This is a genomic window from Acinetobacter lwoffii (assembly GCF_024129735.1).
GTDB classification, from domain to species: domain Bacteria; phylum Pseudomonadota; class Gammaproteobacteria; order Pseudomonadales; family Moraxellaceae; genus Acinetobacter; species Acinetobacter lwoffii_H.
In genome coordinates, this window is record NZ_JAMXXK010000010.1 from 1 (window position 1) to 23,633 (window position 23,633).

The 23,633-nt window shown below is 45.2% G+C and carries 23 protein-coding genes; 16 read left to right on the plus strand and 7 right to left on the minus strand.

What is annotated here, in order from left to right; all coding sequences use genetic code 11:
• The first annotated feature begins 73 nt into the window (after positions 1-73).
• The 7 genes from NI469_RS04380 to NI469_RS04405 all read left to right on the plus strand — a co-directional run bounded on the left by NI469_RS04380 (position 74) and on the right by NI469_RS04405 (position 4,817).
• Positions 74-304: a hypothetical protein gene (locus NI469_RS04380; protein WP_253174491.1), complete on the plus strand. Its 231-nt coding sequence runs from the start codon at positions 74-76 to the stop codon at positions 302-304.
• Positions 305-390: 86 nt separating this feature from the next.
• Entirely contained in the window at positions 391-666 is a 276-nt protein-coding gene (locus NI469_RS04385) for a type II toxin-antitoxin system Phd/YefM family antitoxin (RefSeq protein WP_253174492.1), read from the plus strand.
• Positions 629-895 carry a type II toxin-antitoxin system RelE family toxin gene (locus NI469_RS04390; protein ID WP_243474320.1) on the plus strand — a complete coding sequence of 89 codons (267 nt, stop codon included), beginning with the start codon at positions 629-631 and terminating at the stop codon, positions 893-895. Before NI469_RS04385 ends, NI469_RS04390 begins: the two co-directional genes overlap by 38 nt.
• 515 nt (positions 896-1,410) lie before the next feature.
• The gene (locus NI469_RS15835) at positions 1,411-1,542 is read left to right on the plus strand and encodes a hypothetical protein (RefSeq protein ID WP_276528689.1); all 132 of its coding nucleotides are present in this window, start codon (positions 1,411-1,413) and stop codon (positions 1,540-1,542) included.
• On the plus strand, positions 1,535-1,978 hold the full coding sequence (locus tag NI469_RS04395) for a CopG family ribbon-helix-helix protein (protein WP_004280384.1): 444 nt from the start codon (positions 1,535-1,537) through the stop codon (positions 1,976-1,978). Before NI469_RS15835 ends, NI469_RS04395 begins: the two co-directional genes overlap by 8 nt.
• Positions 1,979-1,989: 11 nt before the next feature.
• The gene (gene atzF, locus NI469_RS04400; RefSeq protein ID WP_253174493.1) at positions 1,990-3,798 is read left to right on the plus strand and encodes an allophanate hydrolase; all 1,809 of its coding nucleotides are present in this window, start codon (positions 1,990-1,992) and stop codon (positions 3,796-3,798) included.
• A complete protein-coding gene (locus tag NI469_RS04405; RefSeq protein ID WP_253174494.1) occupies positions 3,795-4,817 on the plus strand; it encodes an ABC transporter substrate-binding protein in 1,023 nt (340 codons plus the stop codon). The genes atzF and NI469_RS04405 overlap by 4 nt, the downstream gene beginning before the upstream one ends.
• A gap of 270 nt (positions 4,818-5,087) precedes the next feature.
• On the opposite strand, the gene NI469_RS04410 is transcribed toward NI469_RS04405, so the two are convergent.
• From NI469_RS04410 to NI469_RS04440, 7 genes are all read right to left on the minus strand, one after another.
• Positions 5,088-5,417, minus strand: coding sequence for a DMT family transporter (locus tag NI469_RS04410; protein ID WP_004280373.1), 330 nt, complete (start codon positions 5,415-5,417; stop codon positions 5,088-5,090).
• Positions 5,418-5,425: 8 nt separating this feature from the next.
• Positions 5,426-6,307, minus strand: coding sequence for a hypothetical protein (locus NI469_RS04415; RefSeq protein WP_253174495.1), 882 nt, complete (start codon positions 6,305-6,307; stop codon positions 5,426-5,428).
• A complete protein-coding gene (locus tag NI469_RS04420) occupies positions 6,304-7,311 on the minus strand; it encodes an isopenicillin N synthase family dioxygenase (RefSeq protein WP_253174530.1) in 1,008 nt (335 codons plus the stop codon). Before NI469_RS04420 ends, NI469_RS04415 begins: the two co-directional genes overlap by 4 nt.
• A 77-nt stretch (positions 7,312-7,388) precedes the next feature.
• The gene (locus NI469_RS04425) at positions 7,389-8,270 is read right to left on the minus strand and encodes an ABC transporter ATP-binding protein (RefSeq protein ID WP_253174496.1); all 882 of its coding nucleotides are present in this window, start codon (positions 8,268-8,270) and stop codon (positions 7,389-7,391) included.
• On the minus strand, positions 8,270-9,214 hold the full coding sequence (locus tag NI469_RS04430; RefSeq protein ID WP_224216661.1) for an ABC transporter permease: 945 nt from the start codon (positions 9,212-9,214) through the stop codon (positions 8,270-8,272). Before NI469_RS04430 ends, NI469_RS04425 begins: the two co-directional genes overlap by 1 nt.
• 246 nt (positions 9,215-9,460) lie before the next feature.
• Positions 9,461-10,477: a CmpA/NrtA family ABC transporter substrate-binding protein gene (locus NI469_RS04435; RefSeq protein ID WP_180190999.1), complete on the minus strand. Its 1,017-nt coding sequence runs from the start codon at positions 10,475-10,477 to the stop codon at positions 9,461-9,463.
• Between the two features lie 10 nt (positions 10,478-10,487).
• Positions 10,488-11,066 (minus strand): ANTAR domain-containing response regulator, encoded by a 579-nt coding sequence (locus tag NI469_RS04440; RefSeq protein WP_070154220.1) that lies wholly within the window; start codon positions 11,064-11,066, stop codon positions 10,488-10,490.
• A gap of 503 nt (positions 11,067-11,569) precedes the next feature.
• Here NI469_RS04440 and nirB point away from each other — a divergent pair.
• From nirB to NI469_RS04485, 9 genes are all read left to right on the plus strand, one after another.
• Complete coding sequence (nirB, locus tag NI469_RS04445; protein ID WP_253174497.1) at positions 11,570-14,116, plus strand: nitrite reductase large subunit NirB; 2,547 nt, start codon at positions 11,570-11,572, stop codon at positions 14,114-14,116.
• A gap of 24 nt (positions 14,117-14,140) precedes the next feature.
• The gene (gene nirD / locus NI469_RS04450; protein WP_253174498.1) at positions 14,141-15,751 is read left to right on the plus strand and encodes a nitrite reductase small subunit NirD; all 1,611 of its coding nucleotides are present in this window, start codon (positions 14,141-14,143) and stop codon (positions 15,749-15,751) included.
• A 180-nt stretch (positions 15,752-15,931) separates the two neighbouring features.
• Positions 15,932-18,709: a nitrate reductase gene (locus NI469_RS04455; RefSeq protein ID WP_253174499.1), complete on the plus strand. Its 2,778-nt coding sequence runs from the start codon at positions 15,932-15,934 to the stop codon at positions 18,707-18,709.
• Positions 18,706-19,332: an NTP transferase domain-containing protein gene (locus NI469_RS04460; RefSeq protein ID WP_253174500.1), complete on the plus strand. Its 627-nt coding sequence runs from the start codon at positions 18,706-18,708 to the stop codon at positions 19,330-19,332. The genes NI469_RS04455 and NI469_RS04460 overlap by 4 nt, the downstream gene beginning before the upstream one ends.
• Positions 19,333-19,562: 230 nt before the next feature.
• Complete coding sequence (moaA, locus tag NI469_RS04465) at positions 19,563-20,588, plus strand: GTP 3',8-cyclase MoaA (protein WP_253174501.1); 1,026 nt, start codon at positions 19,563-19,565, stop codon at positions 20,586-20,588.
• 2 nt (positions 20,589-20,590) lie between these two features.
• Positions 20,591-20,857 (plus strand): MoaD/ThiS family protein, encoded by a 267-nt coding sequence (locus NI469_RS04470; RefSeq protein WP_005266361.1) that lies wholly within the window; start codon positions 20,591-20,593, stop codon positions 20,855-20,857.
• 1 nt (position 20,858) lies between these two features.
• A complete protein-coding gene (locus tag NI469_RS04475; RefSeq protein ID WP_005266362.1) occupies positions 20,859-21,401 on the plus strand; it encodes a molybdenum cofactor biosynthesis protein MoaE in 543 nt (180 codons plus the stop codon).
• Positions 21,402-21,471: 70 nt separating this feature from the next.
• On the plus strand, positions 21,472-22,395 hold the full coding sequence (gene moaCB, locus NI469_RS04480) for a bifunctional molybdenum cofactor biosynthesis protein MoaC/MoaB (protein ID WP_247143721.1): 924 nt from the start codon (positions 21,472-21,474) through the stop codon (positions 22,393-22,395).
• The gene (locus tag NI469_RS04485; protein ID WP_253174502.1) at positions 22,392-23,633 is read left to right on the plus strand and encodes a molybdopterin molybdotransferase MoeA; all 1,242 of its coding nucleotides are present in this window, start codon (positions 22,392-22,394) and stop codon (positions 23,631-23,633) included. The genes moaCB and NI469_RS04485 overlap by 4 nt, the downstream gene beginning before the upstream one ends.

The following is a 23,633-nucleotide window of genomic DNA, read 5'->3' on the forward strand; positions in this document are numbered from 1 at the left end:
GATTTGATAAGCTTGCACGAAATTACCAGTCTATGATTTACATTGCTTGCATATTTATTTGGTGTAAAGCCAAATGAGGACACGCCCTAATTTTAAAATGGCACCACTTTTTATAAATAATGATCTAAGAAATGCGGAAGCACACGAATCTGTTGGAGAGGCATTAGAGCTTCTAAGAAGGTTAGGATTTGACCCATCATCTGTAAGTAGTGGCTATGGGAAGGCTTTAGACTTTCTACTAGATAAAGTAATAGAGAGTATAGAAATGTTAAATAATCACATTGAAAATATTTTACATCGTTAAGAAATAGACCGATTTGGAGACCTTTTAAAAGATCTCTAAATTGGTTATCATTTGACTATTGTTTACATGTCTAGGACATCGCCAAGATGAACAATATTATCCATTCACGCTTTGTCGCAAGCGTATCAGACCTAAAAAAGAACCCAATGGAAGTGGTCAATAACGGCTTTGGTGAAGCAGTTGCCATCCTTAATCGTAATAATCCAGCATTCTATTGCGTACCTGCGGATATGTATGAACGCCTGATGGATCTGATTGAAGACAAAGAACTATTGATACTAGCCGAAGAAGCGCAAACAGAAGACACTGTAAAGGTAAGCCTAGATGACCTACGAGCTCGAGTTCACAAAAACCGCGCTTAAAAAGTTTGATAAGCTGAATCCGCAAATCGCAGAACAGTTCATTCGTAAGCTCGAAACAATATTAGATAACCCCAAAATCCCGAAAAACAAACTCAGTGGCTCTGTTGATTTATATAAAGTGAAACTTAGATCGGCAGGCTACCGTTTGGTCTATCAAGTCATCGATTCAAAAATTGTAGTTTTGGTTTTAGATGTAGACCGCAGGGATACCATTTATAAAAAGATGTGAAAAAATTTTCTGGAAGTGCTTGCCATTGCTAAATCATCTTTCAGCCACACTTTGATGCACCCTCGAACCCCAATGGTGCAAAATGGGTTATTTTTTATCCGCACTTAATAAAATTAAATCATCCTTATTCTGGATAATATATTTATGTATATAATTTTAAAAGAATTATTCTTGAATCTATTCTATTTTATATTGTGGCACGCTTAATGCATTTATTTATATACAACATAAATAGAGGAGAGCAATACACTTGATCACTCATAAGCACAAACATCGGTTAACCATTCATGTATAAAAAGAATAGCAAGGACATGAGCAATCAAAATGGAATAAATCGGTGAAATACAAAACTTACTTTTGCTTTAGAACAAGCCCCATCTCACTGTTATGGGGCTTTTTTTTGCCCTTTTATGTAAGTTTATTCACCTTATCCAAATAACTAAAAATTGGCACGTTTTCTGCATTTTCCTAAGTAATACGAAATTTTGGTTTTGTAATATCCCTAGGAGATGCACATGAACAATCTGACATCAAATAAAAAAATGCATCCATGGCTTCACTTTCTGGTTGAGCTTCTTAGCGTACGCGCAGGCTTTCACATTAAACAGTCTTCCCAATATCAACCCAAGGATCAACATCGTGCCTAAACAAAAATTGGCACGGATCAGTATTACCGTGCCAGAAACCACGCTACATGCAATGGATCAAAAAATTGTCGAGCAGCACTATGAAAGCCGCTCGCAGGCCATTGTCGATATGATTAACCGCCACCTGATTGATGATCTGGTGATTCGCGATGAAGTCATGGTTGGCACGCTTACCTTGCTCTATGACGTCAGCTTGAAACCGCTGCGCAGTCAGCTGGTCGATCTGCAGCAGCAGTATCTGGCACAAGTGATCAATTCGCTTCATATCCAGCTGGATGATGAAAAAATTCTGCAAGTCATGCTGATGCAGGGCGCGAGCAGTGATTTAAAAGAAATAAGCGAACAATTTATTGCACTGAAAGGCGTGATTAAAGGGCATCTCGAACTGATGGATGCCGTCATGCCACCCATTCCACAAAATACCGAACACACTTAAGGAGAACAGCTGTGCACAACTTATGGACTGTACAGGACTGGCAACACGCCTACCAGAATAACAATATCCAGCTTAGTGACCTGATTGAGTATGTTGCCGGATTGAATAATGACGATCATGCCTGGATTTCAATTGCAACAGCAGCACAATTACAGGCACAAATTGATGCATTGACTGGTGCAGATAGTGCAAGCTTGCCACTTTATGGGGTGCCATTTGCAGTCAAGGACAATATTGATGTTGCAGGGTTCTATACCACAGCAGCATGTAAAGAGGTAGCTTATCTGGCAACTTCCGATGCAACCGCAGTAGCCAAATTAAAAGCTGCCGGCGCGATTGTCGTGGGTAAAACCAATCTGGATCAGTTTGCGACAGGTCTGGTTGGGGTGCGCTCCCCATACGGCGCCGTGAAGAACAGCTTTAATCCTGAATATATCAGTGGCGGTTCGAGTTCGGGTTCCAGCGTGGTGGTAGCCAATGGATTAGTGCCATTTTCACTGGGTACAGATACTGCAGGTTCAGGACGTGTACCGGCAGGCCACAATAACATTGTCGGACTCAAACCGACCAAAGGCTGGTTCTCGACTACAGGCCTGATTCCGGCTTGCCGCACCATCGATGTGATTTCGATTTTTGCCTTAACGGTGGATGATGCCTGGCAGGTGGTGCAAGTCATGCAAGGCTATGATGCCAGCGATGAGTATTCCAGAATGCATCCTCAAAATGTACCGAGCCAATTTTCAAAAGGGAAAATTGTCATTCCGGATACACTGGAATTTTATGGCGATGCTGAAACTGAAAAAGCGTTTAATCTGGCGATCGCACGTGTACAAAGCTTGGGTTATACGGTTGAGCCGATTGATTTTGCTCCATTTCAACAACTGGCGACTGCACTTTACAATCGCTCTTGGGTGGCTGAACGTACCAGTGCCGTGGAAAAAATGGTGCAACGTGAGCAGACCCATCCGGTAATTGGCCAGATTATTGCGCAGGCAGACCGGTTCAGTGCGGTCGATGCCATGCAGGATGAATATGAACGTGCTCAATTGGCCAGAAAAATTAATGTGGCACTTGAACCATTTGATGCCTTGATGGTGCCTACTGCACCCACAATTTATCGCATTGCAGAAGTAGAAGCGGATCCTCTGGTCAAAAACAGCCACATGGGCGCTTATACCAATTTTGTCAATTTTGCCGATCTGACAGCTTTGGCGCTACCAAATAGCATTCGTGCCGATGGTCTGCCAACGGGCGTGACCTTTATTGCGCCAGCCTGGATGGATGAAGCACTGGCCAAATTCGGGCAAAAATGGCAGCAAGCGAGCCAATTAAAGCTAGGCACATCTGAACTTAGCTATGAAAAAACAACTGAAATCTCATCGGGGCACAGCCTCAAACTGGCTGTCGTCGGAGCACATCTGACCGGTATGCCACTGAATTTTCAGCTGACCACACGCAGTGGCACCCTGATCAAGCAGACCCGGACTGCTTCGCATTACAAACTCTATGCTTTAAAAAATACGACACCGCCAAAACCTGGCCTGCAATACAACGCGAAAGGCTTTTCAATTGAAGTAGAGGTCTGGGACATTCCGCGTGCACTGTTCGGGGACATTGTTGCAGAAGTTCCGGCACCTTTGGGGATCGGCAATGTTCAGCTGATTGATGGTACTTGGGTGAAAGGCTTTATCTGTGAAGGCTATGCACTTGAAGATGCAACAGATATCAGTCATTTCGGTGGCTGGCGCGAATTTATGAAATCTCAACAACTTTCAAATACCAAATTTAAATGTGAATGCATAGGGGAAGTCGCAAAATGATCAAAAAAGCACTGATGTCCGTTTCCGTACTGTCTGCAATCCTTTTTAGCGGTTGTGACAATACCGCTAAAGTACCTGAACCAAATGCCAAGGCAGAAGGGAGTGTAAATACTCAGCCCATCCGGATTGGTTATAGTGACTGGCCGGGATTTGTGGCCTGGCAGGTGGCGATTGAAAAAGGCTGGCTAAAAGAAGCAGGGGTAAATGCCAATTTCGAATGGTTTGATTATTCAGCCTCACTGTCAGCTTTTGCTGCCAACCAGCTGGATGCAGTCATGGTCACCAATGGTGATAATCTGGTCACTGGCTCTGGCGGTACCAAGGGTGTGATGATCATGGCGACTGATTATTCAGCTGGAAATGACGTGATTATTGCCAAGAATGGCATTAATTCGATTCAGGATCTGCGCGGTAAAACAATCGCGACTGAAAAAGGCCTCGTTGATCACTTGTTACTGTCCACTGCACTGGATGATGCCAAGGTTAAACTGAATGAAGTTAAACTGGTCAATACCATGACCAATGAATTGCCACAGGTGTTTGCCACTCCCGATATTGATGCGATTGCGGTATGGCAGCCAGTGGCGAATCAGGCTTTATCCGCGGTGGCCGGTTCCAAGATTATTTTCACCTCTAAAGACAAGCCGGGATTAATTTACGATACCTTGACCGTGAATCCAGCCCATCTGGAAGCCAATAAAGAGCAATGGAAAAAGGTGATTCAGGTTTGGGATAAAACCGTCAAATACATCAATGACCCGGCGACTCGTGAAGATGCCGCACAGATCATGGCCAAACGTGTTGGTGTCGATGCGAAAACCTATATGCAGTTCATTGATGGTACGCATTTACTTGATCTGGCCGCCAACAAGAAAGTCTTTACCAAAGGTGATGGTTTCGACTCGATCTATGGTTCCAGCTATCATGTGAACAAGTTCAATGTGGCCAACGGCATTTATACGACTGAAATGAACGTAGATGGCGTGATTGTTCCAACGCTGGTGCAAGAGCTGCAATAAAGCCTAATCTCTTACATAAGAAATCCCCGGTCTGGGGATTTCTTATTGTTAAATGAGTAGATATTTTTTATAAATCAAAAAATGATTGAAGGGATATTGAAAAGCTCCTTCTCCTTCTGGGATGAGAGGCATAGCTTCGCATGAGGATGAGGGTATTTATTAGAAAGAGCCCCTCCCTGAGGAGCATGCTCCGCAAGTCTCCTACAAGGAGAGGCAATTTACTTCTTAATAATTAAAAATGACTGATGAAAGAACGCTAATATCAAAAAATTAAAGCTGCGTACTTTTGGAAAAGACATTGATAAAAATAATGCCAATGATCATAAACGCCAGACCGATCAGCGCGGGAAGATCCAGTTGCTGTTTAAACACCAAGAGGCCAACCGTTGAAATCAGGATAATGCCGGCACCAGACCAGATTGCATAGGCAATGCCCATCGGAATAGTTTTCATGGTCAGTGACAGGAAAAACAGGGCAACGGCATAACCGGCAATGGTGGCAAGTGAAGGCCAGAGCACGCTAAAACCATTGGAAGCTTTCAATGCAGAAGTGGCAATGACTTCTGCAATAATGGCAATCGACAGATATAAAAAAGACATATTTCTCCCTATAACACCCGTTCTGCATGTTGCATCAGGTGATCCTGTTCTGACTTCAGCCAGATTTCAGCTTGTGTAGTCGTGGGGGTTGTATATTGAAATTGGTAATCTGGCTGGTATATATCCAGCTCAAAAATCAGGTCAATGTCGCGACCATCTAAAATGACATGCTGAACCAGACTGCTTCCATTGAGAACTTCAAAATTTTCCAGGTTAAAGAGTTTGCCTGTCTCACTGCTGCGGGTGCTGTAAGTTTTAGCTTGACTATCAGTCCCGATAGAAACTTCAAAACTTTCCACCAAGGCAAACACGGTCGGATCGACAGCTTTCAAATCCATTTGAGCTACTGCACTTTGCACTTCAGGCAAACGCGTCAGGGCATAGGCAATATGATCAGCACAAATGATCAGGCCACCATCCATTTCCAGTTCCTGACCAGATTGAACATCAAGCGCAGACTGAAGCCGCAGCCCTAAAAATAAACCGTGCTGTACCTGCTGGCGCCAGTCTTCGACATACACATTACTTGGAGAAAATTCCAGAATGCAGTTGCCAATCGCATGCAACCTGGCTGGTTCCGGCCATTGCACATGATTCTGGTAATTGGCGTAGTCTTTCACGTCCCAGGACAAGAGTTGGCTAGCGTTATCCCAAAACGTATTGCCAATCCAGCCTTGGCGTTCCTGAACAGCAGTTCCCGTCTGGCTTTTTAGACGAAGATCAATGGTAAAACTGTGCGACTGAAACCAGTACACAATGGTATTTTCATCAGTTAGGCCATTATAAAAACTGATGCTTTTACGCCGAAATGCCCCATATAAAAAGCCCGGAATAATCTCTGGCTGAGGGGTAGTGGGCTTTAAAGTTTTAATTACTTCAAACAGATTCATGATGCTGTCTCCGCCTGTTCTTCAAGTCCAAAAGAGGAAAGTGGTACAGCATTTTTTAAGACCAGTTCACCGCTAGCAACGCGATGTTTTAAATATTGAAAGGTCTGGGCGGTCTGATTAAATAGATGCTCGCCCCCGATCAGGGCAGAATATTTGGAATTTTCAGTGTGAATAACCGGTTCAATCACGGTGTCATAATTGCAGGCGCAAAACAGCGGGAATGAATAACGTTCTTCCGAGACCTTTTTCACGCGGTGCTTGGTGGCGAGATATTTACCATTCGACAGAATTTCCATCATGTCACCGATATTCATCACCAGGGTATTTTCAATCAGAGGAATGTCGATCCATTCGCCGGTTTTATTTAAAACCTGTAAGCCGGGCGCGGTGGGTAACAGCAGGGTAAAGCATTCATAATCGGTATGTGCGCCAATACCTTCGGCATCTTGCACTTCCGGATTATAGGGATAATGAATCAAACGTAGCTGACTTGGTGCATCAGTAATTTTGCTTTCAAAAAAATCCTCACGAACGCCCAACGCCAGTGCAAAGGCAGAAAAAATCTGCTGGCTGATCTCACGCAGATGGCTATAGTATTGGCTGACAATAGACTTGAAATCCCGATGGTCTGGCCATAAGGTGGGCCCAAGTAAAGGACAGTCTTTTCTTACCCCCTGATAATCATAATTGACGTCATAGGCTTCTTTTAAGTCATAACTGTTACCGGCAAACTGTTCTTCGCCAATCGGCACATAGCCACTATGGTTTTTTGATTTGCCAATATAGTGCTGCATTTTGGTGTCCAGATCCTGAGAAAAATAGGACTGGGCCATTTCAATCAAGGCGTTGGCGTAGTCAAAATTAAACTGGCTACCTTGCAGATAGAGAAATCCGACTTCTTTACAGGCCTGATCCAGAGCATGAGCAACTTCAATACGATCGGCTAAATCCGGACTTTGCAGTTTAGAAATATCAACAAGGGGGAGTACATATTGCGCTTGCATGGCAATCACCTCTAATGTTGGTCGTCCAACACAGCGATTAAAACCTTCGGGTCGTCCCAAAGGCATTTTGAATAAGATTATTTATTGCTGCTGACTTTGGTCATTCGTGGAATAACCGGCAGTTCTGCCAGTGCCGGATCCAGTTCATCTTCTTCAGCATGCACCAGATAATCGACCCGTTGTCTTAACTGTTTAAATTCAGGGCTAAGCATCACATCAGGATGACGTGGGCGAGGTAAATCGACTTCAATAATTTCCTTGATTTCACCCGGATTGGCTTTCAGTGCCACAATCCGGTTGGCCAGTAAAATGGCTTCATCCATATCGTGGGTGACAAAAATAATGGTAATATCAATGTTTTGCCATAGGTCCATCAGGTGACGCTGCATTTTTTGCCGCGTATGTGGATCAAGTGCCCCAAAAGGTTCATCCATCAACAGGATTTTCGGTTCATTGACCAAAGCTCGGGCAATCGCGACACGCTGTTTCATCCCGCCAGACAACTCATGCGGATACTGGTTTTCATACTTTTCCAGACCAATGATATTGATCCATTCACGTGCCTGTGCTTCTGCCGCTGCACTACTTTGGCCTTTCATGCGCGGACCAAACATGACATTTTCCTTGACGGTTTTCCATGGAAACAGGGTATAGCCCTGAAACACCATGCCACGCTCCGGACTTGGGCCGGTAATTGGCTGGCCATCCACCAGAATCTCACCACTGCTATAAGGATCCAGACCGGCGACGACACGGCTAAAGGTTGACTTGCCGCAACCGGAAGGCCCAATCACACAGATAAATTCACGCTTATGAATTTTCAAATTGAGTGCATTTAAAACCGTACGCTCGGTTTTGCCATGACTGAATTTTTGCGTCAATTGCTTTGCTTCCAGAATCACTGGACGGCTATAAATCTTGTCAAAGTATTCGCGGGTATTAAATTCAGTGTTTTTCATCAGTTAGCTCCCGGTTTCCATTTAAATAAGCGTTGTCCCAGTTTCATTAAAATCACATCACACAGCAGACCAATCACCCCGATAATCAGGATCGCGGCAAAGACATTATCAAAGTTCTGATAACGGGCTTGCTGGGTAATGAACCAGGTAATCCCGGAGGTACTGCCGATTAGTTCTGCTACGATCAGGTAAGTCCATGCCCAGCCGAGCAGCACACGCAGATTGCGGTAAATTTCAGGCAGGGCGGCAGGAATCACCACATGCAGCAGGCTTTTGAATTTATTGGTGCCCAAGGTAAAACCGGCTTCAATCAGGCTGCGATCGACCAGACGTGTGGTATTGGCAATAATCAGGATTTGCTGGAACAGGGTTCCTATCACAATAATGGCAATTTTGGGTGCATCATTAATTCCGAGAATTGCCACTGCCAGTGCACCAAAGGCCGGAGCAGGTAAATAGCGGAAGAATTCGACAAAGGGTTCGGTTAGCTGGGAAATTTTATTTGAAAACCCGCATAAAATACCGAGTGGAATACCGACCAAGGAAGAAATAAAGAACGCAGTAAAGACCAGCTTGATACTGTGCCACAGACTTTCATGAAACCAGGGTGCATTGGCCTGAGCAGGCTCCGTGGTAAAGGCCGTGACCAGTGCAATCGCAACTTCATGTGGTGCAGGCAGATAAATCGGGTTGACCAGAATACCCTGCGGCGGAGCCAGACCCTGATCTACCGCAGACTGAGCAGCAGAAAAAAACTGGTCTTTATCAATACGACTTTCGACCTGTAAATAGGCAACACTACCTGAATCAGTAATCTGGACTTGTGGATGCCAGATAAATGGCAAGTAGCTGACTGCACACCAAATTAAAATTGGTATTAAAAAAGACCCCAAGCCAAACAGCAATTTATTTCTTTGACTGAGTTCACGTGCAACGTAACTCATAGTGTTGCCCCTCAATATTACAAATTTTATAAAACGTAATACTAAATAAGCAAAATGGATGCCATTTCATCCCAAATCCTGAAATGACTTTAAAAAGGACTTATTTTTATAGCAAAAATTAGCAGACAACTCTTAATCATATTCAAGAAGTTAGATCAGAATGCAGAGATTTTTTAATCATTTTTTGGAAAATAGACTCAATGAAAAAGACCTGAAAAATCAGGCCTCTTTTTTCAGTAACATCATTTAGCCAATAATGTCTGCATGCTGGCTTTGCAAACTATAGATGCACTGTTCTGCAATCTGTTTTTTCTCGGCTACGGTCATTTCAATATCTTCCCATTTCTGCATCTGCTGCAGGAGCCAGATAAAATCATCGACTTTCGGTTGGGCACTTTTCCCAACAAAATTCCGGATAATATTCTTGATCTTGTAAAAGTCATAGACATGCCGCTGGGCGGAACATTCAAACTGAATAATCTGATAATCGACTAACATGTCCCATACTTCTGATAAATCACTGCGCTGCTTTAAATCATCCTGCGCTTTTTGTACTGCCTTGACCACTGCCTCTACAGTAAATGGATGCTGTTCTGCCCATTCCTGGGTCATGGCCAAGACTTTATCGGCAACTTTTGGAATGACATTCTGGCTTGCCGCGACGATAAAACTATAGCCTTCAAGTTTGGCCTGAATATTCCAGGGTTCTCCCACGCAAAAGCCATCGAATACCTGTTCCGCGATTCCTTTTACCATGGAAGGCGGTGGAGACGTCATCAGCTGGATATTCTTGGCCAGTTGTGGATCAGTCAGTGCCAGCCATTCTTTTAAGCAGTAATGGTGAATCGAATATTTATACACATAGGCCAGATTGATGGGATGATTCTGTTGTAAAGCCTGTACCAGTTTCTTTGAGGTGCTTTGTTCATCATCCTCAGGCTGGATGCCGAGTTCATAGCACAGATCTTGGCGCAGGCTAATAAAAGCCTGATTCACGCTCAGTACTAGAGGGGTTTGCAAAGCCACCTGTAACTGGTCTGTGCCCAGGGCAGCAGCGGGCAACATGGCGGACAGACAATGTGCAGCATCCAGAAAGCCATAGGCCAGACGGTCACGCAAACTTGACCATGAGGCTTCGCGGATTAAATTGATGGTTAATCCTTGCTCGGCAAAATAACCCTGTTTTTCAGCCCAGAGAATGGCAACACAATCAAGTAAAGGAATATAGCCAATATTGAGTTCAGTTTTTTCTAATGTGGACATATGCTTTTCCTTATTGGCCCAGTAACAGCTTCTGTGCATCCAGTAAGCGTCTGGCCATTTCACCAATGGTAATCCGGTGACTCATGGCATTTTTACGCAATAAAGCAAAGGCTTGTTCTTCCGTTAAGGCATGCAGCTGGATGAGCAGCGCTTTGGCTTTATCGATATCTTTACGGTCAATCAGCTTGTCCTGAGTTTCTTTTAAATCATTCAGCAGCTTTTTATGCTTGCGAAACTGTTCAATTGAAATTTCCAGAATGCTCTCTAGTTTGGTGGGATCAATACCATCGACAATATAGGCCGTGATTCCGGCATCAATCGCACTCTTGATGGTGTCTTTATTGGAGTTCTGGGTAAACAGCACGGTCGGGAGTTCATATTGGCTGACACAACTTTCAATAATATCCCGATGCGGATGATCCATATTCAACAGGATCACATCTGCATGAATGCCTTTGACATGTACCATATTCAGGTCATTCAGGATTAAGCAGGCCACCACCTGAAAATCATGTAAAAGCAGGGATTCCTGGATGAATTGGGCACGCTCCAGATCATCATCAATAAGAGCAATTCGTAATTTGGACATGGAATATTTTCAAGTAAGGCCTAAGGAATATTCAAGCAGGATTAAAGCAAAAAACATGCCATTAAATTGGTGCATAAAATTTCGTTTTTCTGTTCAATTTAGTGCACAGCTTTAGGGATTTCAGCTGATAGCTGATCAAAATGAAGCATTTAGGTAGATCATCTGCCTGAAACAAGGCATTTTTCTATTAAAAAAGTTGGCACGATTTCTGCATTTATTAAATCGTCAAAGATGACTTTCAATACTAACAACGGCCAACGATGTCCGTTCTGATCGTAATTGCACTTTCAAGGAGTGTGATTGGTATTTCGTTCAGCACAGGATAAATGACATGGTCAGTTGTTCAGCAATACAAAACGCACAAGCGTTTCAACCCTTCCTCCAGCATTACAAAGCGCTGGGTTGCGGTATTTACAACATATTCAATCAGCAGACATATCAATGCCTAGACGTGATATGCGGCTTTTTATCATCTTTAAAAAAACAATAGTTGGAGTGCAGATATGAAAATTCTCATGATTGGGCATGGCATGGTGGGGCATAAATTCATCGAATCTGTACTGGAACAGGCCGGTGATGACATTGAGCTGACCATTTTGGCAGAAGAGCCACATTTAGCTTATGACCGGGTACATTTGACCGAATATTTCAGCGGCAAGTCGGTCAAGGATCTGAGTCTGTGTCGTAGTGATTTTGCCGATGCTTATGGCATTGATTTGCGACTTAATACTAAAGCGGTTGAAATTGATCAGCTCCATAAAACCGTCACCACCAGCCAGGGTGATGTGCTGAGTTTTGACAAGTTGATTCTCGCTACCGGTTCTTATGCCTTTGTGCCACCAATCCCGGGCAATGACCGTCAGAATTGCTTTGTTTATCGTACCATTGAAGATCTGGATGCCATTCGTGCAGCCAGTCTGAATGCCAAAACTGGCGTAGTGATTGGCGGCGGCTTGCTAGGGCTGGAAGCAGCGAAAGCCCTGCGAGATCTGAATCTGGAAACCCATGTCGTAGAATTTGCTCCGCGTCTGATGGCGGTGCAGATTGATGATCTGGGCGGCCGGGTACTGCGCTCTAAAATTGAAGACCTTGGTGTCAAGGTACATACTCAAAAGGCCACGTCAAGTATTGAAGATGGTGACAGCACTCAGCATGTAATGAAGTTCGGAGATGGTTCGGTGCTTGAAACCGATATCATCCTGTTCTCGGCCGGCATTCGTCCGCGTGATGAACTGGCACGCCAAAGTGGTTTACTGATTGGTGAGCGTGGCGGCATCATCATTAATGATTATTGCCAGACCTCACATCCGGACATTTATGCCATTGGTGAATGTGCACTTTGGGACAATAAAATTTATGGTCTGGTTGCACCAGGCTATGACATGGCGCGGATCGCGGCAAAACATGTCCTAGGCCAAGAAAGTCATGCATTCGCTGGTGCGGACATGAGTACCAAGCTCAAACTGATGGGCGTGGATGTTGCTTCTATTGGTGATGCACATGCCATGTCCCCAGGTGCTTTGAGCTATTTCTATGCTGATGAAGCCGCGCAGGTTTATAAAAAAATCGTGGTGTCAGCAGATAAGACCAGGCTGCTGGGCGCGGTGCTGGTGGGCTGTGCCAAAGAATATAGCGATCTCCTGCAAATGATGCTGAATGGTCTGGCGGTACCGGAGCAACCGGAAAGCCTGATCATGCCGGGCTTTGATCAGTCAACTTCCAAATCAGGTGGCAGTGGTGTCGATTTATTGCCTGACAGTGCGACCATCTGTTCATGTAATAACGTTTCCAAAGCGGATATCTGTTCAGCCATTGATGGCGGTGCAACTTCATTGGGTGCACTGAAAAAATGCACGCAGGCTGCAACGGCGTGCGGTGGCTGTGCACCACTGGTAACGCAGGTTCTCAAATCTGAATTACAGCGTCAGGGTGTCACGGTGAACAATCACCTGTGCGAACACTTTGCCTATTCACGTCAGGAACTGTATCACCTGGTACGAGTGCATGAAATCAAGACATTCTCTGATCTGATTCAGCAACATGGGCACGGCATGGGCTGTGATATCTGCAAACCGACTGTAGCCAATATTCTGGCATCCTGCTGGAATGATTTTGTTTTAAAACCAAGTCATGCCGGTTTGCAGGATAGCAACGACTACTACCTCGGCAATATTCAGAAAGATGGTTCCTATTCGATTGTGCCACGTGTGGCAGGTGGCGAAATTACCCCGGATGGTCTGATTACCATCGGTCAGATCGCCAAAGATTATGGTCTATATACCAAAATCACCGGCGGACAACGAATTGACATGTTTGGGGCGCAGGTACACCAACTGCCTGAAATCTGGGAAAAACTGATTAATGCCGGTTTCGAGTCCGGACATGCCTACGGCAAATCCTTACGTACGGTGAAATCTTGTGTGGGCAGTACCTGGTGCCGTTTTGGAGTCGATGATTCTGTCGGCTTGGCGATTTTCCTGGAGAATCGTTATAAAGGCCTGCGTTCACCACATAAAACCAAAATGGCAGTATCCGGCTGTACCCGTGAATGTGCAGAAGCACAGAGCAAGGATGTCGGTGTCATTGCCACCGAAAAAGGCTGGAATCTATATGTATGCGGCAATGGCGGCATGAAACCGCGCCATGCTGAACTGCTCGCTTCGGATCTGGATACTTCCACCCTAATCAAATATATCGACCGCTTCTTTATGTTCTATATCCAGACGGCGGACCGTCTGCAGCGCACCAGCGTATGGCGTGACAATATGGAAGGCGGTCTGGACTATCTGAAAGATGTCATTGTGCATGATTCACTAGGCATTGCTGCTGAACTGGAAAACCGTATGCAGCATGTGATTGGCACTTATCAGGATGAATGGCGCACCGCGATTGAAGATCCTGAAGTACGCAAACGCTTTAAGACTTTTATTAATGCCAAAGCAGCCGAGCAGAATGACCCGCATATTCAGTTTGCACCTGTACGTGGCCAGATTCGTCCAAAGACAGAAGCTGAACGTGATTTAAACCGTATTCCAGTGGTTGAAGCCTAAATACCACAGTCAGGGAGAATGAAAATGACAATTTTAAAAGACATGAACGAACTGAACTGGTACGAAGTCTGCAATCTGGATGAGATCACTCCGAATACCGGTGTGGCAGCCCTGATTGAAGATCAGCAGATTGCAATTTTTCGCGTGGGTCAGGAACAGCGGGTGTATGCACTCAGCAATCAAGATCCATTTAGTCTGGCCAATGTCATGGCACGTGGCATTCTGGGTGATCTGCAAGGTGAGCGTGTAGTCGCATCCCCAATTTATAAGCAGCATTTCAGTCTGGTGACCGGCCGTTGTCTGGAAGAGCAAGACCAGAAATTACTGGTATTTCCAACCCGAATTGAAAATGGCAAAGTTCTGGTGAGTCCGACTCCACAAAAGACCTATATTTCCAGTAATGGTCAGAACACAGAGCGTTTAAAACTGGTACTGGTCGGAAATGGGCTGGCGGGCATGCGCTGTCTGGAAGACTTGCTGGATATGGCGCCAGATCGTTATGACATTACCGTGATTGGGGAAGAGCCATGGGGCAATTACAACCGGATCATGTTGTCACCGGTATTGTCTGGTGAGAAAAGCTTTGCAGAAATTATGCTGCATTCAGCCGACTGGTATGCCGAAAAAGGCATTCGATTCATCGCTGGAGATGCTGCCAGCTCTATCGACCGTTCACGTAAGCAGGTTCATACCGAAAAAGGTGAAATCGTTGCTTATGATCGTCTGATCCTCGCTACTGGTTCCAAACCCTTTATACCACCAATTTCAGGTGCTGAACTTGAAGGCGTGATTAGCTTCCGGGATATTCAGGATGTTAACCACATGCTGGATTACTGCAAAACCAAGCAAAATGCCGTCGTGATTGGAGGTGGGTTGCTGGGTCTAGAAGCAGCTTATGGACTGAAGCAGCAGGGGATGAATGTAACTGTGCTGCATCTGATGGACCGTATTATGGATCGTCAACTGGATATGAAAGCCAGTCAAATGCTGAAAAAATCAATAGAAGATAAAGGTATCCGGATCATCACCGAAGCCAATACCGAAGAGCTGCTCGGTATGGATGGTCACGTGACTCAACTGCGTTTAAAAGACGGGACAGTGCTGGATGCCGATTTGGTGGTCTTTGCCGTCGGGATTCGACCAAATAAAACCCTGGCTGAACAGGCTGGTCTGCGCTGCAATCGTGGGGTGCTGGTGAATGACACCATGCAAACCTATGACCCGAGTATTTATGCAGTGGGTGAATGCATTGAGCATCGTGGCCAGACCTTTGGACTGGTTGAGCCATTATGGGGACAGGCCTTTATCTGCGCGACGCATCTGGCTGAACATGGCCGACTGACCTTTAAGGCACCGACTGTTCCGACCCAACTCAAGGTTAGCGGATGTGATGTCTTCTCAGCCGGAAATTTTGAACCTCAGGATGATTTTGAAGATATCGTGCTGAATGATGAAAAACGTCAAATCTATAAACGGATCATTATCCAGCAGGACAAGGTCATTGGTGCGGTGCTATTTGGCGATACCGAAGATGGAGCTTGGTATGCAGAACTGATTGCAGATCAGACACCGATTAGTAATATCCGCAGCAAACTGCTTTTTGGTCGGGATTTTGCATTAAAAAAGGCAGGGTAATCGGATCAATCTCCCAACCCCTCTTTAAACAAGAGGGGAACCTCTCTCTTTTATTAAAGGAGGGTTGGTGAGGATTAAAACTTTTGAGACATAGAAAAAATTTAAATCAAACCTGTAAAAGCTAGATATCAGAGATTTGGTGAAACAAGTGAATTTGGATGATTAAGGAGCGCAGCAGCAATGAATAGTATTCCGGTTATGGAACTACATAGCTCTACTGAATCCCAAATAAAAACCACTCAGACGACCTGTCCTTATTGTGGAGTAGGCTGTGGTGTCATCGCGCACGTAAGCCAAACCTCGATGGGTGAAAAGGTTCAGATTGAAGGCGATGTTCAGCATCCTGCGAACTTGGGCAAGTTGTGTATTAAAGGCAGTCATCTTGCCGATACACTTGGCTTAAAAACCCGGCTTCTGCATCCGATGACAGGTCGAAAAGAGCAGCGGCAAATAAGCACTTGGGATCATGCCATTTCAAGTATTGCCAATAAATTTCAGCAATGTATTGATCAGTATGGACGTGACAGCATCGCCTTTTATGTCTCCGGCCAGCTTTTGACTGAAGACTATTATGTGGTGAACAAGTTTGTAAAAGGCTATCTGGGTACTGCCAATATTGATACCAATTCAAGACTGTGTATGTCTTCTGCTGTGGCGGCACATAAACGGGCTTTCGGCGAAGACTTGGTACCGGCCAGCTACACAGATTTTGAGCAGACAGAAATGGTGGTCTTGGTGGGTTCCAATACCGCCTGGTGCCATCCGGTGCTTTATCAGCGCATCATGAAAGCCAAAGAAGAGCGGGATTTATTTGTGGTGGTGATTGACCCGCGCTTTACTGCAACCTGTGAAGCGGCAGACTTACACTTGCCGATTTTACCGGGTCAGGATGTCGCGCTGTTTAATGGTTTGTTGCATTATCTTCAGCAAAATGGTCATGCCGATCTGGATTTTGTTACCCAACATACTCAAGGTCTGGAGCAGGCGCTTGCCAGCAGCTCGACAGAGTCATCGATTGAAAGCGTGGTTCAACGAACCGGGATTACTATTGAAAAATTAACCTTATTTTTTCAGAAATTTGCCCAGACTGATAAAATTATGAGCCTGTTTTCCATGGGCGTAAACCAATCCTCTCAAGGGGTAGACAAGGCCAATAGCATTATCAACTGTCATTTATTGACAGGAAAAATAGGCAAACCCGGTTCGGCACCTTTTTCTATGACCGGTCAGCCGAATGCGATGGGCGGACGGGAAGTCGGGGGGCTGGCTAATATGCTGGCCAGTCATCTGGATCTGGATAACCCGCAGCATCAGCAACTGGTGCAGGATTTCTGGCAAAGCCCGGTCATCGCGCGGCAGCCCGGATTAAAAGCGGTAGATTTATTTCAAGCGGTGGAAAGCGGGAAAATCAAAGCCATCTGGATTATAGCCACCAATCCGATCGTGAGTTTGCCCGATGCAGATCAGGTTAAACGCGCTCTGGAAAAGTGTGAATTTGTGGTCGTTTCCGATATTTGTCTCGACACCGATACCACGCAATATGCCGATGTACTGTTACCGGCATTGGGTTGGGGCGAAAAAGATGGCACAGTCACCAATTCGGAGCGCCGTATTTCCCGGCAAAAGGCTTTTTTGACGGCTCCGGGTGAAGCCAAAGCAGACTGGTGGGCCATTTCTCGGGTAGCTCAAGCTTTAGGTTTTCGCGGTTTCAACTTTAGCAATAGCCATGACATTTTTCTGGAACATGCCCGTTTATCTGCCTATCAGAATAGTTCGCTTTCGCAACGTGAAGATACACCCAATTTCCGCTATTTCAACCTGCAAGGTTTAACTCATCTCGGTTTTGCGGAATATCAGAATCTGACACCAGCCCAGTGGCCGGTCTGGGATAAACAAGAAGACCATCAGGTGAGTCAACTATTTAGTCAAGGCCAGTTTAGCCATGCAGATGGCAAAGCCAGATTGGTGCCAACAGTTGCAGCCGATCCGGTACATGCTATTTCTGCTGAATATCCTCTGATCTTGAATACCGGACGCATTCGCGATCAATGGCACACCATGAGCCGTACCGGATTATCTGCCAGTTTATCCCAGCATCGTGCCGAGCCTTATTGTGAGCTGCATCCGCACGATGCGCTAAAATATGGCCTGAAAGATGCCGAGCTGGTCGAGGTGAAATCAGCTTGGGGAAGTTGTGTACTCCGTGTGCAATTTTCACAAAATATGCGACGTGGCCAGATTTTTGCACCGATTCACTGGAACGACCAGTTTGCGTCCGATGCGCGGATTGGCAAAGTGGTGAATCCGGTGGTTGACCCGATTTCCGGCGAGCCAGAGTTTAAGCATACTCCGGTGATGATCCAGCCATTTTATACTCAGTGGCAGGGCGTGCTGTATGTACGGGAAGGCTTTGAACAACAGATCCAGACCATGATTGAAAATATGGTGTGGTGGAGCAAAATTCAAACCACTCAGGCCATCCGTTATGAACTGGCAGACCGGCGCAGGTTTTCTGACATCACCGGGCAGATCAAGAGTCTCTTAGACTTTAATGATGAAAGCTTTGAATGGCTGAATCTCGAAGATCAAACGGCGCATATCAGTCATAGTGTGGTTCTTCAGGATGGCCAGTTAATTGCCAGTTTTTATATCGCACCGGCGGCATTATTGCCAGATCGTGACTGGGTGGCTGGCCTGTTTAGACGTGAACGTCTGAGTGCATTACATCGTAAAGCATTGCTGGCAGGTCAGGCCATGTCGATGGGAAATAGTGAAGGAGCATTGGTCTGTAGCTGTTTTAAGGTCGGCAAGAACCGAATTATTCAAACCATTAAAGATAAAAATATCACGCATGAAAAACAGGTGACTGCATGTCTAAAAGCCGGAGGAAATTGCGGTTCGTGTTTGCCAGAAATTAGAGGCCTGATTAAAGCCTGCCAGACGGAGTGCATAGAATGAAAAGAAGAGTGATGAAGACGGTGTCTTATCCGGAAACCGACGTGGTGATTCTGGCCGGAGGTTTAGCGCGGCGCATGAATGGCATCAATAAATTGCTGCACAAATTTGATGATGAAATCCAGCTGATTAAAATCCATCAGCAACTGAAGTCCCGGGCAAGCAAAGTCTGGGTCAATAGCCATCGGGATCACTCTATTTATAAACGGATGATTCCTTCGATTGATTTTTATCAGGACGATGAACCCGGCTTTCAGGGACCATTGATGGGCATGAAGAGTGCCTGGTCACATGTGGAATCTGATTATGTGCTGTTCGTGCCTTGTGATGTGACCTATATCCCCAAAAAGGTCATTTCACGTTTACATCAGGCCTTGCAACGACATCCCTTATGTGAAGTGGCGGTAGTTGAAATCAATGAAAAGGCATTGTTTCCATTCTGTCTGATGAAACGCAGCAGCTTACCCACGCTTATACAACATCTTGAAAATGATCAGCACAGTTTAAAACTCTGTTTTGTTGACATGCACATGCAGCGGGCAAGCTTTAAAAATCGTGCCCTGTTTTTTCACAGTATTAATTCATTTGACGAGCTACAGCAGCATCAACAGCTTAACTTTCTCTAGCGTTTAAAATGCTAAAAGTCGAATTATCATATTCTGGTTCACCAAAATATTGCTTTTTTTATTTTTCGAGCGAACTTTTGGACTAAAAAAGAACAAATATTACCCATTAATATTCATTAAACATAAATTTGTGCAAAGTTGGAACACTTTTTGCTCATTCATTATGAAGAAATAGGGCAGTAACTCAAGACTGTTAAATAACCGTGCAGATCTCATCATGGACCGCAGCAATGAACAGCATGACAGCTTTAGCACCTCGCAGTATCTTTCAGGATCAGTTTGGACGCCAGAAACGTAAGTTGCGGATCTCAGTGACTGACCGCTGTAATTTTAAATGCAGCTATTGCATGCCTGAACATCCGCAATGGATAAATAAAAAAGATTTGCTCAGTTTTGAAGCCCTGTATGCTTTTTGCGAGTTTATGGTGCGACAAGGGATTGAGCAGATCCGCGTGACGGGGGGCGAACCGTTGATGCGTCAGGGTATTGTTCATTTTATTGCCTGCTTACAGACACTGAAAGCAATTGGCCTGAAACGTATTTCCATGACCAGTAATGGCCATTATTTAAAAGATTATGCTCAAGCGCTTAAACAGGCAGGACTGGACGATCTGAATATCAGTCTAGACAGTCTTGATCCAAAGCAGTTTCAGCAACTGACCCAAAAACAGTTACAGCCTGTACTTCAAGGTATTTCTGCCGCACAGCAGGCAGGTTTGACCGTCAAGATCAATAGTGTGCTCATCAAAGGCATCAATGACAATCAGATTATTCCTTTGGTGAAATGGGCACAGCATCAGGCTATAGAACTGCGTTTTATTGAGTTTATGCCCCTCGATGGCGATCAGAAATGGAATCCGTCTGATGTCATCAGTGAGCAGGATATCCTGGATCAACTGAAAACTGAATTTGATGTCCAGGTATCTCAAGGACAAGGCGCCAATCCAGCCCGCGGCTATTTGGTCAATGGGCAGCCTTTGGGGATTATTTCCACCATTACCCATTCATTTTGCGGTGATTGTGATCGTCTACGCCTCAATGCCCAAGGCGAATTTTATAACTGTTTATTTGCCAGACAAGGCCTGAACCTTAAGGCAGATATCGAACAACTGGCGCTGGATCATTTCGCCACACAGACATTCCAGCACAAGCTTCACGCTTATATCTGGCATAAAGAAGCCGGTTTCCATGCGATCCAGCAATCACCAATACAAAAGCCGATCCGAAAAATCAGCATGCACAGCATTGGAGGATAAATATGTCACTCACTCAGCAAAAATTAATTCATATCAAAATAGAAGCCTTCGGTGCGATTGAACGACAAATTCCCACAGATTTAAATTTGCAATGCGAGTCTGAAATTCAGGTTTCTGAAGTCCTGAACCAGTTGCTATCCCTCTATCCCGATATACAGCCCATGCTGGAACGTTGTGCCTGTGCAATCGGTGAAGACATTATTTCCAGACAGAATGTTTTAAATCGTGACAGTACGCTGGTGCTGTTATCGCCGGTAGCAGGAGGCTGAGATGCAACTCAAGTCATTAAAACAATTTGCCCGAATCCAGCAGACTGCTTTTAGTCTGGAGGATTTTGATGGTATCCAGCATTTTCCGGAATGTGGTGGAATCGGCATCTTTGTCGGAACAGTACGTAACCATCATCAGGGAAAAGCTGTGCGTGCCCTGAAATATACTGCCTATGCGCCTGTGGCTGAAAAAATGATTCGTGAAATTGAACAGCAGATCCAGACCAAATATCAGGTGTCTTATGTGCGGGTGGTACATCGGATAGGTGAGCTGGGGGTTGGAGAAATAGCCATTATTGCTATGGCTTATGCCGCCCATCGTCGTGAGGCTTTTGCGGCCTGTGAGGAAGCTGTGGAACGGGTGAAGCATGAAGTTCCGGTCTGGAAAGAAGAATTTTATACGGATGGTAGCAGTCAATATGTCGAAGGCTGTTGTATCCGAAAAGATCATGGACCTGAAACGGATCACTCTCATCATGCAGAAGAAGCGCATTGTCACCATCACCATGTAGCAGAACACGCTTGCCAATCACCATCTAATTAAATGCGTCCAATGAGGATGCATAAGATGAATCACTTTAAAACAGATTTTAAAAATTAGCCTGGGATGAATCATGAAAAATGTAGGGATGAAAGCAGAAAGTTACCGTACAGCAATTGCCACTGGAATCCTGCATGCACCGCCACATTGCATTGAGTTGCTGCGTAATGGCAATACTGAAAAAGGTGATGCCCTGAAAACAGCACGCATTGCCGGCATTCTCGGTGCCAAACGTACCGATGAGCTGATTCCACTATGCCATCCATTGCCGATTTATCGTGCCGATGTGGAATATGAACTGTTTGATGCACATATCGAAATTATTGCTACCGTTGAAACCATTGGACCCACTGGTGTGGAAATGGAAGCTTTGACCGCAGTCAGTCTGGCCGGTCTGACCCTGTATGACATGCTGAAACCGCATTGTGAACCGGAAGATTTGTCGTTGGATCAATGCAGATTGCAGCAGAAAAAAGGTGGAAAATCGCATTTTACCCGGGTACTGAAAGAGAGTCTGCCGGCTTCAGTTATTGTGCTGTCCGATACGGTTGCAGCAGGCAAAAAGCCGGATACTGCCGGGCAAAACGTACTGGAAATTTTAAAAGAAGCCAGTTTTGGTCCTATAAGTTATCAAGTTATTTCCGATAGCCCAGAACAGCTCTTAACCCTGATTGATCAGCAGAAAAATCAGTATCCACTGATTCTAACCGTAGGGGGCACCGGCTTAGGCCCTAAAGACCTGACGGTCGAAACCCTGCAACCTTTACTGCAACGAGAAATTCCCGGTTTGATGGAAGCTTCACGTAGTTTTGGGCAAAAACGTACCCCTTATGCAGCATTAAGTCGTGGTGTGGCTGGCTATATTGAGAACAGTCTGGTAATGACCCTGCCGGGAAGTCGGCAGGGTGCAAAAGAATCCCTGATCGCGGTACTTCCAGCATTGGTACATTTGTTTGATGTGCAAAAAAATATTCCACATGCGGGGGGCTATCAATGAATCAGGCACTATCGCATTCAGCCTGCGGTGCTGAGCCGGGATTGATTTCTGTTGATCAGGCGCTGCAGATGATACTGGAACAGACGCATATCCTGGCAACTGAAAGCCTGCCGCTTGCTCAGGCTCTGAATCGCTATCTGGCAGAAGTGATTGATTCGGCCATTCCATTGCCACTGTTTTCACAAAGTGCTGTAGATGGCTATGCGCTTTGTAGTGCAGAAAATGTTAGTGCTCACAGCACTTTTGAACTCATTGGAGAGATTCGGGCAGGGCAAAGTACTGAAATTGAACTGCGTCCAGGTCAGGCGGTTCGGATTTTTACCGGTGCCAGGATTCCGGCAGGAACTACAACAGTCGCCCGTCAGGAAATTGTCGAATGCCATGCCAATCAAATCCTTATCACAACAGACCTAAAACCGCATGCGGATATACGTGATGCAGGCGAGGAAATCGCACAAGGACAACGTCTGGCAGATGTAGGACAAAAACTGCATGTAGGTGCAATTGCAGCTTTAAGTATGGCAGGCGTAAAGCAGGTTTTAGTCTATCGTTATCCTAAAATTGCTGCTGTGATTACTGGAGATGAAGTGGCTTCCAGCATTGAAGACCTGAATTCCGGAAAAATCTTTGACGCCAATGCTCCGCTGATTCAGGCCTGGTTTCAATCACAGGGTCAAAACGTAGATATTCTGCATGTTTCAGATAATGAGTATGAGCTGCAAACGTTAATACATCGTCTTAAAAACCAATACGACTTCATATTGACCACAGGCGGGGTTTCGGTGGGTGATTATGATTTCATTCGTCCTGTTGCCCTGGAGCAGGGTTTTGAGCAGATTTTCTGGAAAGTGAAGCAGAAACCCGGAAAACCGATGTTATTTGCCAAGTATCGTCGAGATGATCAAGGTTACTGTTATCTCTTGGGTTTACCGGGAAATCCGGCTGCCGTTTATGTCGGGATGCAAATCTATACGGTAACTTTACTGAATGCCTTACAGGGGCAAAAGCAGCTACCTGAATGGCTTAGTGCGGTAATGACGCATGATTTGAAAGCGGATGCACGCGAACGTTTTTTAAGAATGGCTGCAGAATTTGATCAGGGCACTTTAAAACTCAAGAGCCTGGCGAAACAGCAGTCGCATATGTTGAGTAATCTGATGCAGGCCAATTGTCTGATACGTATTCCGGCAGCAACAGAAATCCAAGCCGGGCAAGTGGTACAGGGTTTGCTGATTTGA

What these genes read in the sequence shown, in the direction of transcription:
- nirB (WP_253174497.1), top strand. Translation starts at nt 11,570, where the DNA reads ATGAAAATTCTCATGATTGGGCATGGCATGGTGGGGCATAAATTCATC.
- NI469_RS04430 (WP_224216661.1), bottom strand. Translation starts at nt 9,214, where the DNA reads ATGAGTTACGTTGCACGTGAACTCAGTCAAAGAAATAAATTGCTGTTT.
- NI469_RS04380 (WP_253174491.1), top strand. Translation starts at nt 74, where the DNA reads ATGAGGACACGCCCTAATTTTAAAATGGCACCACTTTTTATAAATAAT.
- NI469_RS04440 (WP_070154220.1), bottom strand. Translation starts at nt 11,066, where the DNA reads ATGTCCAAATTACGAATTGCTCTTATTGATGATGATCTGGAGCGTGCC.
- NI469_RS04385 (WP_253174492.1), top strand. Translation starts at nt 391, where the DNA reads ATGAACAATATTATCCATTCACGCTTTGTCGCAAGCGTATCAGACCTA.
- NI469_RS04410 (WP_004280373.1), bottom strand. Translation starts at nt 5,417, where the DNA reads ATGTCTTTTTTATATCTGTCGATTGCCATTATTGCAGAAGTCATTGCC.
- NI469_RS04485 (WP_253174502.1), top strand. Translation starts at nt 22,392, where the DNA reads ATGAATCAGGCACTATCGCATTCAGCCTGCGGTGCTGAGCCGGGATTG.
- NI469_RS04390 (WP_243474320.1), top strand. Translation starts at nt 629, where the DNA reads ATGACCTACGAGCTCGAGTTCACAAAAACCGCGCTTAAAAAGTTTGAT.
- NI469_RS04405 (WP_253174494.1), top strand. Translation starts at nt 3,795, where the DNA reads ATGATCAAAAAAGCACTGATGTCCGTTTCCGTACTGTCTGCAATCCTT.
- NI469_RS04435 (WP_180190999.1), bottom strand. Translation starts at nt 10,477, where the DNA reads ATGTCCACATTAGAAAAAACTGAACTCAATATTGGCTATATTCCTTTA.
- NI469_RS15835 (WP_276528689.1), top strand. Translation starts at nt 1,411, where the DNA reads ATGAACAATCTGACATCAAATAAAAAAATGCATCCATGGCTTCACTTT.
- NI469_RS04425 (WP_253174496.1), bottom strand. Translation starts at nt 8,270, where the DNA reads ATGAAAAACACTGAATTTAATACCCGCGAATACTTTGACAAGATTTAT.
- NI469_RS04470 (WP_005266361.1), top strand. Translation starts at nt 20,591, where the DNA reads ATGTCACTCACTCAGCAAAAATTAATTCATATCAAAATAGAAGCCTTC.
- NI469_RS04460 (WP_253174500.1), top strand. Translation starts at nt 18,706, where the DNA reads ATGAAAAGAAGAGTGATGAAGACGGTGTCTTATCCGGAAACCGACGTG.
- NI469_RS04415 (WP_253174495.1), bottom strand. Translation starts at nt 6,307, where the DNA reads ATGAATCTGTTTGAAGTAATTAAAACTTTAAAGCCCACTACCCCTCAG.
- moaCB (WP_247143721.1), top strand. Translation starts at nt 21,472, where the DNA reads ATGAAAAATGTAGGGATGAAAGCAGAAAGTTACCGTACAGCAATTGCC.
- NI469_RS04475 (WP_005266362.1), top strand. Translation starts at nt 20,859, where the DNA reads ATGCAACTCAAGTCATTAAAACAATTTGCCCGAATCCAGCAGACTGCT.
- NI469_RS04455 (WP_253174499.1), top strand. Translation starts at nt 15,932, where the DNA reads ATGAATAGTATTCCGGTTATGGAACTACATAGCTCTACTGAATCCCAA.
- NI469_RS04420 (WP_253174530.1), bottom strand. Translation starts at nt 7,311, where the DNA reads ATGCAAGCGCAATATGTACTCCCCCTTGTTGATATTTCTAAACTGCAA.
- moaA (WP_253174501.1), top strand. Translation starts at nt 19,563, where the DNA reads ATGAACAGCATGACAGCTTTAGCACCTCGCAGTATCTTTCAGGATCAG.
- nirD (WP_253174498.1), top strand. Translation starts at nt 14,141, where the DNA reads ATGACAATTTTAAAAGACATGAACGAACTGAACTGGTACGAAGTCTGC.